Below are 14,736 nucleotides of genomic sequence, written 5' to 3' on the forward strand. Positions count from 1 at the left end.
GTTACACCAGACGACACAGTTTCAGGAGAAGTTTGTGTAGGTAATACTTATAACTATGAAGGTATAGAGTATGCTGTTGGATCATATGATATAGAAAAAATAGATACAAATGGTTGTTTATACACAACAGTATTAACCGTAACAGCTTATGACGTCACACCAGATATTGTAAATGATGTGACGATTTGTGAAGGTGATTCATATTTTTGGTCAGTAGATGGTTTAACTTATAGTGTAAACGATTCACCAGTTATGTTGAATCTTACAGACGCAAATGGCTGTTCTTATTCAGCAACTTTAACGATAACAGAAGATGATGCACCAAACGCAGGAGCAAACGGTACATTAACAGTCTGTGAAGGTATTATCCCAACTAATGAAGAGTTATTTGCTTCCTTAGAAGGAGTTCCAAATGAAGGAGGACTATGGAGTGGACCAGTGTCAGACGTTTATACGTATACATTTGCAGCCTCAGGCTCTTGTCCAGAAGTATCTGCAACAGTTACAGTAGACTACTTTGAAGCCACACCAGACTTAGCGCTTTTAGCTTTAGTTTGTGAAGGCACAACATTCAATTATGAAGGTATTGAATACGAAGTAGGATTATATACTATACCAAAAACAGATGCAAACGGATGCTCATATGCGATTCAATTAGCAGTGACTCCTTTAGATGTTACACCAGACGACACCGCTACAGGAGAAGTTTGTGTAGGGAGTACATTTAATTATGAAGGTACAGAATATGTAGTAGGCTCTTATGATATCCCAAGAACAGATGTAAATGGATGTTCATACAAAACAGTCTTAACCGTATCGGCATATGAAGTTACACCAGACGACACAGCTACAGGAGAAGTTTGCTTAGGGAGTACATTTAATTATGAAGGTTCAGAATATGCAGTAGGCTCTTATGATATCCCAAGAACAGATGCAAATGGTTGTACATATACAACTATATTAACTGTTAATTCATATGAATCGACACCAAACATAGAAGAAGATGTTACAGTTTGTGAAGGCGGTACATACACATGGTTATTAAATGGTATGACATATTCCGTATCAGATTCACCAGTTGTAATCGAGTTACAAGATGTAAACGGTTGTTCATATTCAGCTACATTATACATTACAGAAACACTAGGATTAAATGCAGGAGAAGACGGAGTTTTAACTGTATGTGCTGGCGAAACACCAACATTTGAAGAGTTGTTTTCAGCATTAGGTAGCTCAGCAGATGAAGGAGGTGTTTGGAGTCAGGATTCAAATGGAGATTATGTTTATACTTTTGAAGCAACAGAAAATTGTCCAGGATCATCAGCTTATGTTAAACTGTATTATTATGAATCGACACCAAACATAGAAGAAGATGTTACAGTTTGTGAAGGCGGTACATACACATGGTTATTAAATGGTATGACATATTCCGTATCAGATTCACCAGTTGTAATCGAGTTACAAGATGTAAACGGTTGTTCATATTCAGCTACATTATACATTACAGAAACATTAGGATTAAATGCAGGAGAAGACGGAGTTTTAACTGTATGTGCTGGCGAAACACCAACATTTGAAGAGTTGTTTTCAGCATTAGGTAGCTCAGCAGATGAAGGAGGTGTTTGGAGTCAGGATTCAAATGGAGATTATGTTTATACTTTTGAAGCAACAGAAAATTGTCCAGGATCATCAGCTTATGTTAAAGTGTATTATTATGAATCAACACCAAATATTGAAGAAGAAGTAACTATTGCAGAAGGCGCTTCATATACGTGGTCAATTACAAATGAAACATATACTGTTGAAGATTCTCCAGTTATTGTAGACGTTTTAGATGACAATGGCTGTTCTTACAACGCAATTCTTAAGATTACTGAAGATAATAGTTTGTCAGTAAATGATCTGGACATCAACGATATATCAGTTGTGAAGGTGTTTCCAGTACCACATGATCAATTTATAAATATTCTATATGAGTTTGGTTTTGACACAGATGTTTCAATTCAAGTTATTGATGTAAGAGGAGTGATACTTAAAGACATTAAGATTAATGATTATGGTAGTAACTCAGAGAGAATAACTAAAATTGATCTAAGTAGAATTAGCGATCAATTGTTAATCATAAAAGTAACAAGTGATAGAGGAAGTATTATAAAGAAAATAGTTCCTTCAACTAAAAAATAAAGAGTTGTAAAATTTAATTAGTAATTTTATTTAAACAAAAAGTAGTCATAATTTATGACTACTTTTTTGTTTTAATTAAATTGTTATAAGGTTTTCAATAAGTTGTGTATTCACTTCATGAGTGCCACTAAATGGAATGACCTCTAAGTTAGTTCCAAATAAAATTTCAGCTTTTTCAAGTTCCTCCCTCATACGTTCATCGCTGAGGTATTCATCTTTATCACCATAAATGAGTTTAGCTTTTCCGTAGAAAAAATCAAAATCTTCTTTTTTTAATTCCTTCGGAATTCCACCAGAATGTAACACTAATTGAGAACATTGTAGTTGCCGTTTTGCCACATATCGCATGGCAACACTTACGCCTTGAGAGTAGCCTAAAACGATTAAATTTTTCTCTTCGGAAATTTGCTCTCTCTCAAAAATAGAATCAAAATAAGCCATTATATTTTCGGTTTCCATTGCTGTGTTTTCTCGTGTTAACCAACTGGCTCCAATATGTTTAAATTTTGGAGTGCTATAATATTTACTTTGAGCTTGAGGAGCAATAATATAATTTTCATCAGGATGTAAACCTTTAAAATATCTAATAAAATATCTGCTTAAATAACCCATGCCATGACAAACAAACCAAACATTTTTGGTTGATGAGGTGAGTTCATTCAAGGTCGTATAACTATTAGTAATGGTATAAGAAATTTCGGTTTCTGTAGAATTCATTTTGTATCTTTGTAGTTCTAAAAAATTCATGCTAAAAATACAGTAATTCTATGCAATTATCTAAACAAGATGTGCTCGATAAAGCAAATGCTGCCAGTAAAAATACATTGATGGAAACCTTAAATATTGAAATGGTAGATTATGGTGAAAATTTTCTGGTAGCTAGAATGCCAGTGACATCAAGAGTCTATCAGCCAGATGGCGTTTTGCATGGAGGAGCAACTGCAGCTTTAGCCGAAAGTGTTGGTAGTTTTGCATCACATATTTTTTTAGATATAGAAAATAAATTTGTTCGTGGTTTAGAGATTACAGCCAATCATTTAAAAAGTGTAAAAAATGGCTATGTATATGCCAAAGCCACTTTTTTGCATAAAGGTAGAACCACCCAATTGTTAGACATTAGAGTAACAGATGATAACGATAATTTGGTGTCAATTTGCAGATTATCAACGATAGCACTTCCTAAAAAGTAGTAGAAAATGATTCAGAAAGAATTTTTTCTAAATCTAGAAAAACATCACAAATCTCAATTACCTTTTGTCGCTTTTAGAAAGCCAAATGATTCGTGTGTAAAGGCAATTCTTCAGGAAGACAAAGCCATTCATACAGTTACCGATTTTACCGAAAGCGGTTTTGTGTTTTCGCCTTTTGATTCTAAAAAAGATACAATCCTTTTTCCGTTAGAACATTCAAAAACGATGTCTTATTCGTTACCATTATCTTCGGAAATATCTAAAACTTCAAATTTTGAGCCTGAAATAAAATCATTTGATAGCTCAAAAGATAATCGTGAAAATCATTTGAAATTAGTTGATAGCGGAATTAAAGCCATTCAAAACGGAAGATTTGAAAAAGTAGTATTATCAAGGGTTGAAGACGTGCCAATTTCCGAAGAAAATCCTATAAAGACATTTCAAACTTTATTAAAAAACTATACAACTGCATATGTGTATTTATGGTATCACCCAGAAATTGGGCTTTGGTTGGGAGCAACACCAGAAACACTATTGCATTTAGAAGGTCAGCGTCTTAAAACGATGTCTTTGGCAGGAACACAACCTTATAAAGGAGAAATGGACGTTGTTTGGGACGAAAAAAACACCGTTGAACAACACCTAGTTACCAATTTTGTTTTACAATCATTACAGCCTTTAGTAGATCAACTAAAAGCTACAAATGCAAAAACAATTAAAGCCGGACAGTTATTGCACTTGCAATCTCGTATTGATGGTGTTTTAAAATCTAAAAATTTAAAACCTATAATAGAAGCTTTACATCCGACGCCTGCAGTTTGTGGACTTCCTAAAACAGTGGCGAAAGATTTTATATTAGAACATGAACATTATAATAGAGAGTTTTACACTGGTTTTTTGGGAGAACTTAATATTAAAACTTCAAAAATAAGAAATACAAATCGTCGTAATGTAGAGAATAACGCTTATAATTTAGTAAAAACGAGTAGCGCGTTATTTGTGAATTTGCGATGTATGCAAATTAAAGATGATCGTATTTTAATTTATGTTGGAGGCGGTGTAACCAAGCAATCTACTCCTGAGAAAGAGTGGGAGGAAACCGTGAGTAAAACTCGTACAATGATGCAAGTTATAGCTTAGTTTTTAAGTTAGATAAGTCTATTTATTTACAAAAGTTCTATAACGAAAAGTAGTTTGATATGTTCTCATTATAACAAATATAAAGCGCTAGTTACTTCATAAATTGATACTCTATTTTTTGTCTTAAATAGTGTAATCGTTTTATATTTGCAGTAAGATGATATACTCTAAAATACCGCTTGCACAAACTGTAATTGAGTTGTGTAAATTAAAAAATATAAAGCACATTATTATTTCTCCAGGAAGTAGAAATGCACCATTAACGCTAGGTTTTACAAATGATGATTTTTTCAAATGTTATAGTATTGTTGATGAACGTTGTGCCGCTTTTTTTGCTTTAGGTTTAGCACAGCAAATAAAAGAGCCTACTGCTGTAGTTTGTACTTCTGGTAGTGCGTTGCTCAATTATTATCCAGCTGTGGCTGAGGCTTTTTATAGCGATATTCCGTTGGTGGTTCTGTCAGCAGATAGACCAAAACACCTCATAGGAATTGGTGATGGACAAACCATCAACCAAAAAGACGTTTTTGAAAATCACATCCTATATTCAGCAAACTTAAAACTAGATTTAAAGGATGAAAACAGACAATCTAATAAAGAGGATTTGCCTATTTTTAAAAGTATAGAGAACAAATTAGAACGATTTTTAGGTTTGCAGCAAGGCATACAAGTAGACAATGAAAAGGAAATTAATGCAGCCATAAATTTAGCTAAATTTAAAAAAGGGCCTGTGCATATTAATATTCCTTTTGACGAACCGCTTTATGAAACTGTAACAGATTTAACAGTGAACCCGAAAGTTGAAGAGTTAGATATAAAGCCAATAAAAATTGATCAAGCCGAATTGAAAGATTGTATTGATGAATGGTATGTAGCTAAGAAAAAAATTATTTTAATTGGTGTTTTGTCGCCTCATCAAATTGAGCAACAATGGTTAGATGATTTGGCAAATGATGATAGTGTGATTGTTTTTACTGAAACAACTTCTAATGTGCACCATCCTAATTTTTTCACGAGTATCGATAAAATGATTGCGCCTCTAGATGATGAAGATTTTAAAAACCTACAACCAGAAATACTAATCACTATTGGTGGTTTAATCGTGTCAAAAAAAATAAAAGCATTTTTACGTCATTACCAACCCAAACACCATTGGCATGTTGGAGAGAAGAATGCGAATAATACCTTCTTTTGTTTAGACAAACATATTATTGCAAAACCTAATGACTTCTTTGCAGACTTTCTACCAAAAATAACGCATGTTGCAAAAAGTGATTATTTAAACACTTGGGCTATTGTAAAAAAACAACGTCATAAAAAGCATTTAGAATATGTAAAGCAAATAGCATTTAGTGATTTTAAGGCATTTAGTATAATATTAAAATCAATACCTAATAAAACTATTTTACAGCTAGGAAATAGTTCTACAATTAGATATACACAGTTGTTTAATATGAATCCAACTTTAGAAGTGTTTTGTAATCGTGGTACTAGTGGAATTGATGGTAGCACCTCTACAGCATTAGGTTGTGCTGTAGCTAATGTGAAGCAAACTACTTTTATTACAGGTGATTTAAGCTTTTTCTATGATAGTAATGCGCTGTGGAACAATTATATCCCAAATAACTTTAGAATTATTTTAATCAATAATCAAGGAGGTGGGATTTTTAGGATTTTACCAGGTGATAAAAACACGAACAATTTTGATAACTACTTTGAAACGACACATCAACTCACGGCAAAACAGTTGTGCGAAATGTATGGCTTTGAGTGTGTTACAGCTCATAATGATCAAGATTTAGAAACTGCATTAAAATCATTTTATAATAAATCTAAGCAACCACGACTTTTAGAAGTGTTTACACCTAGAACAGAAAACGATACTATTCTTTTAGACTACTTTAAATTTGTGAAATAAATTTGTGACGCTCCAACTTTTTGTGTGTCTAATAATTGTCTATATTTATAGAGCAAAAGATGTATTAACCTAAAAAATAACAACTAAGATGAGTAAAAGAGATGATTTAATTACAAAATATGCTGCAGATTTAAAAGATAAATGTGGTGTAACTCCAGACATGGATTTATTAACTAAAGTAACGATTGGTTGTGGACCATCTATCTATAATGCAGATGCAGCTACTGTTTCTGGAAGTGACGATTCTGAGTTAGCTACCGTAAAAAATAATTTCTTAATAAAAAAATTAGGATTAACAGATAGTGCAGACTTAGATAAGGCTATTGATTCTGTAATGGAAACATATGGTAAATCAAATAGAAATAAATACAGAGCAGTTGTGTATTATTTATTAGCAACACATTTCAAAAAAGAATCTGTTTATAAATAGAATAGTTTTAAAACTATAAATAAGCGTTGCGAAAGTGACGCTTTTTTTTATTCCGAAAATTTAAATCTCCAATTGTAGTTAAGTAAAATAGAAAGATGAGATGCTTTTAAAAAATATAGCAATTAGAGTTGCCTTTACTTAAAAAGTAAGTCTGTCTAAAACTCTTTTTTGCATATCTTTGCTGCATGATAAGATTAGGAGATTACAATATACTAGAAATAATACGAGAAAGTGAGCAAGGCATTTATTTGTCAGATGCAGAGGATAATGAGGTTTTACTTCCAAATAGGTACGTACCAGAAACCTTTCAAATTTGGGAAAAACTAGAAGTTTTCGTGTATTTAGATAACGAAGAACGTCTTGTAGCTGTTACAGATGACCCTTATATTATTCGCGACGATTTTGCATTACTGCGCTGTAACCAAGTTACCGAACATGGTGCATTTTTAGATTGGGGAATGGTTAAAGAACTTTTCTGTCCGTTTAGTGAGCAAGCGTTCAAAATGAAAGCTGGTGGTTGGTATCTCGTGCATTGCTATCTCGATGAAAAAACAGATAGATTGGTGGCTTCTAGTAAAACAAATCGATTTTTAGATAATAATGACCTAACGGTTCAGCAATTTGATGAAGTTGAGTTGATTGTGTCTCATCCGTCAGATTTAGGAATGAATGTTATAGTAAATAACCAACATTTAGGTTTGATTTTTTCCGAAGATATATTTAAAGATGTTAGTGTAGGAGATCGCTTAAAAGGCTTTGTTAAAAAAGTACGAAATGATAATAAATTAGATATCGTGCTTGGTAAAATTGGTTATAGAAAAATTGAACCTAATGCAGATTTAGTGATGCAACATCTTGAAGATAGTGCAGATGGTTTTCTTGGTCTCAATGATAAATCAAATCCTGAGGCGATTAAGCGAGAACTACAAATGAGCAAGAAAACCTTCAAAAAAGCGATTGGAACCTTGTATAAACAGCGTTTAATTACTATTGAAACCGATGGTATTAGATTACTTGATTGATACTGGCAAATGCTTTAGCACTCTTTTAAAAACGATATCCATACCTTCATAGATATTATCAAAACTGATGTTGCTTGATGCGCAGTAATGACTTTCAATTTCAGCGTTCATTCGTCCGGCTTCATTATGACTTACAATGCCATAAGCTACTAAATTTGGGAAAATAGATTTTACTTCGTTAGTTTCTATTAATTCTATAGAGTATGAGTTTATTCTATTAGAAATAAGCCCAAAAGGTTTCGTGTTTCCGAAGTAATTAAGAAGATCGTGAACAATTTTTCTACCCGAATTTAAGTCTAAATGAATGCCTTCATTAAATTCGGCTACTGCCATATTATTAAAAAAGTGTAATGTTCCTGCAGCAGAGGTTTCTTGCTTTACAATTTGTGACGCAAGGTTTGATTTTGTAATTGTCATGTCCCTAAAGTATTTTAATTAACTAATTATTGTGCATTTTAAATGGATGCCTATTTTAAGACACAACAATTATTAATAAGTCACATAAAATTTTTATTATGAGGTAATTAAACTATTATGAGACCATTTTACTAGGTTTAATAATCAAAAAATATTGTACAGAAATGATATTTAATGTACCAAAAGCTTAGTTTTAATTGCATTTGGCATAGCGTCTTTATGAATTAAAATAGAGATTGTTTTTAACTTAAAATAAGCTTCACTCATATAAATGTAACCATCTTTACGAACTCCTTTTTTGCCCCAAGAATTTTTTACTTTATAATATGTAGTGCCGTTTTGGTCTTTAAGCATACCTGTAATATGCATTAAATGATCGTCTGTAGTATTAAAGTTTTCAAACTCTTGTTGTCTATATTCTGGTGTAATGTCTTTTTCTTCAGATACTGTTATCAATGCATCTACAGTATCATTAGCAGGAATAATGGCAAGACCATGTTGTGATGAAAACGTCTTTTCACTTACATCACAATCTAACTCTATACTAAAACCATTTTGTAAAGCGTGATTTGTAACGGCAACTAAATCATCTAAAGTGACATTGTAAAAATCACCATTTGAAAAGTTATCAGGAATATTTAAAACAAAATTTGAGTAGTACGGTTTATGAGTAAACGAAGTAATGCTTATATAATCTTTAGGATTAAGAGTCGTCATTTCTAAAAATGATTGAGGTGTATATGTTTTACCATCATATGTAAAGGTCTTAATATCTTTTCCTAAATAAAAGTCTAAGGTGTGCTCTACATCTTGTTTCCAATTAGAAGGGTAGGCTTTAGTATCATCTAAATATGTGGTTACTACTGTTTTTAAAGAATCTGCAAGTTTAGAGTGATTGTGTTTTATCTCATCATTTGATAAACCTGTATAGACATTATTTGGTACAAGACCATATTGTGACATACTATTAATCACATCATGACCTAGACCTCCTTGACTAAATTGTGCTTTACCTTGGCGCATGACGTAATTCCATGCTTTATCAACGTAGGTGTGCTTAACGGTATACATTTCAGATAAATCAATGTATTTTCCTGTAAGCCTAGTGATTTCACTTTCAAGAAAAGAAGATGTAGAAAAACTCCAACATGTACCAGTATTTCCTTGGCTTATAACATCTGTAGTCTCTAAATCAATAGTGGTTTCAAACTCATATGATTGAGAAAAGCTAAACAAACAAGTTAACGTAAAAAGGGAAAGTAAAAGATTATTTTTCATGGTAAATCAATTCGTTACTGTAAAATATTTTATTTTTGACTAAAATAATAAAAATGAATAAAGCAAATTGGGTTACTGCTAAAGAATATGAAGACATAACCTACAAAAAATGCGATGGTGTTGCTAGAATAGCATTTAACCGTCCAGATATTAGAAATGCGTTTAGACCAAAAACGACTAAAGAATTATACGATGCGTTTTACGATGCTGGAGAAGACGTAAATATTGGTGTTGTATTATTATCTGCCGAAGGTCCTTCAACAAAAGATGGCATCTGGAGTTTTTGCTCTGGAGGTGATCAAAAAGCAAGAGGACATCAAGGATATGTTGGTGAAGATGGCTACCATAGACTTAATATTTTAGAGGTACAACGTTTAATTCGTTTTATGCCAAAAGCTGTGATTGCAGTGGTGCCAGGTTGGGCAGTAGGAGGAGGACACAGTCTTCATGTGGTTTGTGATTTAACTTTAGCGAGTAAAGAACATGCTATTTTTAAACAAACAGATGCAGATGTTACGAGTTTTGATGGTGGTTATGGATCTGCGTATTTAGCTAAAATGGTTGGGCAAAAAAGAGCTCGTGAGATTTTTTTCCTCGGAAGAAATTACTCAGCTCAAGAAGCCTATGAGATGGGAATGGTCAATGCCGTAATTCCTCATGACGAATTAGAAGATACAGCTTTTCAATGGGCTCAAGAAATATTAGAAAAATCACCAACATCAATTAAAATGTTGAAATTCGCTATGAATTTAACAGATGATGGTATGGTTGGTCAACAAGTATTTGCAGGAGAAGCAACCCGTTTGGCATATATGACAGATGAAGCAAAAGAAGGTCGTGATGCGTTTTTAGAAAAGCGTAAGCCCAACTTTGATAAAAAATGGATTCCTTAAATATAAAGCTATTTGATGTTTACAAAAATAAAGCCATGGCTTTCTGCTTTTAGATTACGCACCTTGCCGCTTTCTGTATCTGGGATTATTGTTGGTTCTTGTTTTGCCTACTATAATGGGAAGTTTGACTGTCTCATTATGATCATTGCTATTTTATTAACGATAGCATTGCAAATCCTTTCAAATCTTGCCAATGATTATGGAGACGGAATTAGAGGTACAGATAACGACAATAGAATAGGACCAGAGCGTGCTATTCAAAGTGGAGCAATTACTCCCGAAGACATGTTTGATGGTATTAAAAAGAATATACTCATTGTTATTATTCTCACAGTAGGACTCGTATTCACATCATTTGGTAGTAAATATTTAATATATACTTTAGTGTTTTTCGTACTAGCAGGTTGCTCTGTTTATGCTGCAATAAATTATACCGTAGGAAACTCTCCATACGGCTACAAAGGTTTAGGAGATGTGTTCGTTTTTACTTTCTTCGGAATAGTAAGCGTCGTAGGTAGTTATTTTTTGTACACAAAACAAATAGATCATCATGTTTGGTTACCAGCAATCTCTATTGGTTTGTTAAGTATGGGAGTTTTAAATCTCAACAATATGAGAGATATCGAGTCTGATAAATTATCAAATAAGGAAACTCTTGCTGTCAAATTAGGAAAAAGTAAAGCTAAGACTTATCATATCGTTCTTATTGTTTTAGCCATGGTAATAGCTATTTTGTTTTCAATTTTATACTATTCTAGTCCTTTCAATCTTTTGTTTTATATCGCTTTTGTTCCCTTAACGATTCATCTAAATAAAGTCGTAAAAGCAACGAATCCAATAGATTATGATCCACAATTAAAAGTACTCTCGTTAACCACATTTTTGTTTTCCATACTCCTTGCTATAGGTTATATTTTATGATTTCTTTAACATAAATATTTGTTTATCAGGTTATTAATTTTTATATTTATACTGAAATTTTGTAGGTAGATACATTTTATTATTGTGTCAACAATAAAATTTGGGGCTTAAAAACTCAGACAATTTTTTAAAATCTGTCTGAGTTTTTTTTGTATTTTTCAGTTCTATAATTAAACCCTTATTATGAAAAGACTATTCCTTGTTTTATTTACAATTTCAATGCTTACAGCTCAAGCGCAAAAAACCAGTAAACTTAATGTAACTGAGAGCGAACAATATAAAGATGATGTCAAAACGTTTTCTATAAAATCCATTCACACAACCACATCAAATTTAACAGGAATTGTTAGAGAAAGTAAGCGAGATATTTTGTTTGATATTTTTGATAACAACCTTAAAAAAACGTTTTCTAAAGTTGTAGATAGAGAAAAGAAAGAACGATTTGTTGGCGAGTTATTTTTTGGTGATGAAATTAAGTACTTTACAGTCTACTCTCCTAAAAAGAAAGAGCGTATTGTGTATTGTCATACCTTTAATATAGCAACAAAGTCTTATAATAAAAAAGAAATTTTTAGTGCTACAGTCGAAAAAAATCAAGGCTTATTTTCAGGACGTAATAAACGTCAAACCAGCTTCGCCTTGTCTCCAGATGGTCAATATTTTGCAATGGCTACAGATGATATAAAGAAAAACTTAAATAGTTACACCATTCGTGTCTATAATGCTCAAACATTAGAGATGCAGTACAAACAATCTTATCGAGAAGATGCAGAGCGCTATTACCAACCTAATGATTTAACAGTATCTAATGAAGGAACAGTATACTCGTTAGGAAAATTATTTAAAAAAGGAAAACGACAAAAAAAAGGAGGTGAGGCTAATTATGAATTTGTACTTAATGAAATCTCAAAAGGATCAGTTAAAGACGTATTTATTGGCTTAGGTGAAGATGAACACATCCAATCACTAACCATTACAGATATTGATAATGAACTACATTTAATAGGATTCTATTCCGAAAAAAATGTAGGTCGAATCAAAGGAGGTTGTAACTTTATGATTGATACTAATAACCTTTCAGTAAAAAATAAAAAGCTATTAGCATTACCTCAAGAAGTATACGATGATTTGTACGGATACCGTAAAGCAAAACGTAAAAACGATAAAGAACTATCTAATTTTTATATAGATTACGTCTTAACAGATGGTCAAGGTACCACGTACATGCTTGCCGAAGAATTTTACGTTACAAGCCATTATGTATCTACAGGAACAACAGGTGGTTATTGGACATACACGTATCACTATGATGATGTATTAATTATTAAATTTAATGCCGAAGGTAATCTAGATTGGGGACGAAGTATTTTCAAACGTTCAACAGCACCTTCTTACAATGCATTTATGAAAAATGGAGAATTGCATGTCATTTTAAATTCTGGTAAAAACCTAAAAGAGAAAAAAGATGGTCGTACAAAAGCCTCTACAGGTTGGTTTGAGTCCTCTTCATTGTACGATTTTGTATATAGTGCTTCTGGCGAAGTAAGTTATGACAAAATCCAAGATAATAAAGGCAATACCTTCTATACACCATTCTATGGCACATTTGAAAATGAGAAATTTATCATGATGAGTAATAGAAGGAGTAAAAAGAAACAATTTATGACATTAGAATAATCTCCATAACAAATTAATACGCACGAGTATGCAAATTACATTTTACGGTCACGCAAGTTTAGGCATCAAAATTGAAGATGTTCATATTCTCGTAGATCCATTTATTTCTGGAAATCCAAAAGCAGCGCACATTGATATAGAATCACTTAAAGCCGACTATATTTTGGTTACGCACGCACATCAAGATCATATTTTAGATGTTGAAGCCATTGCAAAACGTACAGGAGCTGTTGTAGTTTCTAATTTTGAAATTGCGACACACTATGATAAATTAGGTATAGAAAATCACCCAATGAATCATGGCGGACAATGGGATTTTGAATTCGGAAACGTAAAATACGTCAATGCCATACACACCTCATCTTTTCCAGATGGTAGTTATGGTGGGCAACCAGGAGGTTTTATTATAGAAGGTGAGCATAAAAACATTTACATCGCAGGAGATACAGCCTTAACAATGGATATGAAACTTATCCCATTATTCACCAAACTCGATTTAGCCATTCTGCCGATAGGTGATAATTTCACGATGGGAATTGACGAAGCTATTCTAGCCAGTGATTTTGTAGGCTGTGACAAAGTGTTGGGTTACCATTTTGACACCTTTGGTTATATAGAAATTGATCACGAAGTTGCCAAACGTAAATTCTTTGACAAAGATAAAGACCTCATGTTATTAGATATTGGTGAAAGTATTGAGTTGTAGTTTTTTTGATTACCACGGAAATATCCACTCTTACCAAACTGTTGCTATTCAAAATAGAATGTAGCTTATCACCTAATTGATTTAAAGCGCTCGTCCTTAACGAGCGTTTTGAATTAAATGTCACCTAACTTTACTGCGCATCACCAATTTATGAATCAATCTAGGTGACAATCGTTTTACAAGCACGCCAAAGCGTTCAAACTTGCCAATATAGGCTTCAAATTTTTCTTTTTGTATGGCTGTAATCATTTTTTTAACAAAAACATCCACATCCAATCCGTTTTCTGTCATATCATCTTGATGCGTTTGTTTGCTGCCATCACCAGTTAAAGCATTTCTTGCGACATTGGTATTTACAAAACCAGGACAAATTAAAGTCACTTTTATGTTATCTTTATCATGTTCTAAACGCATGGCATCAAAAAAGCCATGTAAGGCATGTTTTGCACCACAATAGGCAGAGCGATAATGCGAACTAAATTTTCCCATTAAACTAGATACCACCACATAATGACCAGATTGTTGCGCAATAAAATGAGGTAATACAGCTTTAGATAAAGCAACGGTTCCTAAATAATCAACTTCCATGAGTTTTCGATCTACAGCAATCGTAGTGTCTATAATTGGAGAACGCTGACTAATACCACCATTATTAACCAAAACATCAATACGACCAAATGCCGAAATAGCGTGCTCTGCAATTGGTGTCATAGTATCAGTTTCTGCCAAATCTAAAGGCAATACCATAACCTTTTCAGGCTGTTTACAAAGTGATTTCACCTGTTCTAATACTTCAGTTCTTCTGGCAGACAAGATTAATTTACAGTCATATTGTGATAAGGCGATGGCTAAGCTTTTTCCAATTCCGCTAGAAGCTCCAGTAATCCAAACCACTTTGTTTTTAAATGTCATATCCTATTTTTTTAACTTACCAAACACCAAACACCAAACACCAAACAC

14 protein-coding genes are annotated in these 14,736 nt (G+C 32.8%); 10 read left to right on the forward strand and 4 right to left on the reverse strand.

Annotated features, from left to right (window positions below; translation table 11 throughout):
• On the forward strand, nucleotides 1-2,184 hold a 2,184-nt coding region (locus TD29_RS18450; protein WP_040278444.1), incomplete at its 5' end, for a T9SS type A sorting domain-containing protein.
• A gap of 75 nt (nucleotides 2,185-2,259) precedes the next feature.
• Here TD29_RS18450 and TD29_RS01600 read toward each other — a convergent pair.
• On the reverse strand, nucleotides 2,260-2,901 hold the full coding sequence (locus tag TD29_RS01600; protein ID WP_040278636.1) for an alpha/beta hydrolase: 642 nt from the start codon (nucleotides 2,899-2,901) through the stop codon (nucleotides 2,260-2,262).
• A 50-nt stretch (nucleotides 2,902-2,951) separates the two neighbouring features.
• Here TD29_RS01600 and TD29_RS01605 point away from each other — a divergent pair, with 50 nt between their 5' ends.
• The 5 genes from TD29_RS01605 (at nucleotide 2,952) to TD29_RS01625 (ending at nucleotide 7,884) form a co-directional block, all read left to right on the forward strand.
• Entirely contained in the window at nucleotides 2,952-3,374 is a 423-nt protein-coding gene (locus TD29_RS01605) for a PaaI family thioesterase (protein WP_040278445.1), read from the forward strand.
• 6 nt (nucleotides 3,375-3,380) lie between these two features.
• The gene (locus TD29_RS01610) at nucleotides 3,381-4,514 is read left to right on the forward strand and encodes a chorismate-binding protein (RefSeq protein WP_040278446.1); all 1,134 of its coding nucleotides are present in this window, start codon (nucleotides 3,381-3,383) and stop codon (nucleotides 4,512-4,514) included.
• Nucleotides 4,515-4,671: 157 nt separating this feature from the next.
• Nucleotides 4,672-6,432, forward strand: coding sequence for a 2-succinyl-5-enolpyruvyl-6-hydroxy-3-cyclohexene-1-carboxylate synthase (menD, locus tag TD29_RS01615; protein ID WP_040278448.1), 1,761 nt, complete (start codon nucleotides 4,672-4,674; stop codon nucleotides 6,430-6,432).
• Nucleotides 6,433-6,520: 88 nt separating this feature from the next.
• Nucleotides 6,521-6,862, forward strand: coding sequence for a DUF2853 family protein (locus TD29_RS01620; RefSeq protein ID WP_040278449.1), 342 nt, complete (start codon nucleotides 6,521-6,523; stop codon nucleotides 6,860-6,862).
• 185 nt (nucleotides 6,863-7,047) lie between these two features.
• Nucleotides 7,048-7,884 carry a CvfB family protein gene (locus TD29_RS01625; protein ID WP_040278451.1) on the forward strand — a complete coding sequence of 279 codons (837 nt, stop codon included), beginning with the start codon at nucleotides 7,048-7,050 and terminating at the stop codon, nucleotides 7,882-7,884.
• On the opposite strand, the gene TD29_RS01630 is transcribed toward TD29_RS01625, so the two are convergent.
• Together TD29_RS01630 and TD29_RS01635 are read right to left on the reverse strand one after the other, a co-directional pair.
• Nucleotides 7,873-8,301, reverse strand: a complete 429-nt coding sequence (locus tag TD29_RS01630) for a hypothetical protein (protein WP_040278452.1) — start codon at nucleotides 8,299-8,301, stop codon at nucleotides 7,873-7,875. The genes TD29_RS01625 and TD29_RS01630 overlap by 12 nt on opposite strands.
• A 171-nt stretch (nucleotides 8,302-8,472) precedes the next feature.
• A complete protein-coding gene (locus TD29_RS01635; protein WP_040278453.1) occupies nucleotides 8,473-9,579 on the reverse strand; it encodes a C1 family peptidase in 1,107 nt (368 codons plus the stop codon).
• A 53-nt stretch (nucleotides 9,580-9,632) separates the two neighbouring features.
• On the opposite strand from TD29_RS01635, the gene TD29_RS01640 reads away from it, so the two are divergent.
• The 4 genes from TD29_RS01640 (at nucleotide 9,633) to TD29_RS01655 (ending at nucleotide 13,776) form a co-directional block, all read left to right on the forward strand.
• Nucleotides 9,633-10,472, forward strand: coding sequence for a 1,4-dihydroxy-2-naphthoyl-CoA synthase (locus TD29_RS01640; protein ID WP_040278455.1), 840 nt, complete (start codon nucleotides 9,633-9,635; stop codon nucleotides 10,470-10,472).
• Between the two features lie 15 nt (nucleotides 10,473-10,487).
• Nucleotides 10,488-11,393 (forward strand): 1,4-dihydroxy-2-naphthoate octaprenyltransferase, encoded by a 906-nt coding sequence (gene menA, locus TD29_RS01645; protein ID WP_040278458.1) that lies wholly within the window; start codon nucleotides 10,488-10,490, stop codon nucleotides 11,391-11,393.
• Between the two features lie 183 nt (nucleotides 11,394-11,576).
• On the forward strand, nucleotides 11,577-13,070 hold the full coding sequence (locus TD29_RS01650; protein WP_040278459.1) for a hypothetical protein: 1,494 nt from the start codon (nucleotides 11,577-11,579) through the stop codon (nucleotides 13,068-13,070).
• 28 nt (nucleotides 13,071-13,098) lie between these two features.
• The gene (locus tag TD29_RS01655) at nucleotides 13,099-13,776 is read left to right on the forward strand and encodes a metal-dependent hydrolase (RefSeq protein WP_040278461.1); all 678 of its coding nucleotides are present in this window, start codon (nucleotides 13,099-13,101) and stop codon (nucleotides 13,774-13,776) included.
• A gap of 120 nt (nucleotides 13,777-13,896) precedes the next feature.
• Here the strand turns inward: TD29_RS01655 and TD29_RS01660 are convergent, their stop codons facing one another.
• Complete coding sequence (locus TD29_RS01660; protein ID WP_040278462.1) at nucleotides 13,897-14,688, reverse strand: SDR family oxidoreductase; 792 nt, start codon at nucleotides 14,686-14,688, stop codon at nucleotides 13,897-13,899.
• Nucleotides 14,689-14,736 lie beyond the last annotated feature (48 nt).

This window comes from Psychroserpens damuponensis (assembly GCF_000826655.1).
GTDB lineage: Bacteria > Bacteroidota > Bacteroidia > Flavobacteriales > Flavobacteriaceae > Psychroserpens > Psychroserpens damuponensis.

Excerpts from the sequence above, each read along its gene's own strand:
- TD29_RS01600 (WP_040278636.1), bottom strand. The coding sequence starts at position 2,901 with ATGAATTCTACAGAAACCGAAATTTCTTATACCATTACTAATAGTTAT.
- TD29_RS01605 (WP_040278445.1), top strand. The coding sequence starts at position 2,952 with ATGCAATTATCTAAACAAGATGTGCTCGATAAAGCAAATGCTGCCAGT.
- TD29_RS01610 (WP_040278446.1), top strand. The coding sequence starts at position 3,381 with ATGATTCAGAAAGAATTTTTTCTAAATCTAGAAAAACATCACAAATCT.
- menD (WP_040278448.1), top strand. The coding sequence starts at position 4,672 with ATGATATACTCTAAAATACCGCTTGCACAAACTGTAATTGAGTTGTGT.
- TD29_RS01620 (WP_040278449.1), top strand. The coding sequence starts at position 6,521 with ATGAGTAAAAGAGATGATTTAATTACAAAATATGCTGCAGATTTAAAA.
- TD29_RS01625 (WP_040278451.1), top strand. The coding sequence starts at position 7,048 with ATGATAAGATTAGGAGATTACAATATACTAGAAATAATACGAGAAAGT.
- TD29_RS01630 (WP_040278452.1), bottom strand. The coding sequence starts at position 8,301 with ATGACAATTACAAAATCAAACCTTGCGTCACAAATTGTAAAGCAAGAA.
- TD29_RS01635 (WP_040278453.1), bottom strand. The coding sequence starts at position 9,579 with ATGAAAAATAATCTTTTACTTTCCCTTTTTACGTTAACTTGTTTGTTT.
- TD29_RS01640 (WP_040278455.1), top strand. The coding sequence starts at position 9,633 with ATGAATAAAGCAAATTGGGTTACTGCTAAAGAATATGAAGACATAACC.
- menA (WP_040278458.1), top strand. The coding sequence starts at position 10,488 with ATGTTTACAAAAATAAAGCCATGGCTTTCTGCTTTTAGATTACGCACC.
- TD29_RS01650 (WP_040278459.1), top strand. The coding sequence starts at position 11,577 with ATGAAAAGACTATTCCTTGTTTTATTTACAATTTCAATGCTTACAGCT.
- TD29_RS01655 (WP_040278461.1), top strand. The coding sequence starts at position 13,099 with ATGCAAATTACATTTTACGGTCACGCAAGTTTAGGCATCAAAATTGAA.
- TD29_RS01660 (WP_040278462.1), bottom strand. The coding sequence starts at position 14,688 with ATGACATTTAAAAACAAAGTGGTTTGGATTACTGGAGCTTCTAGCGGA.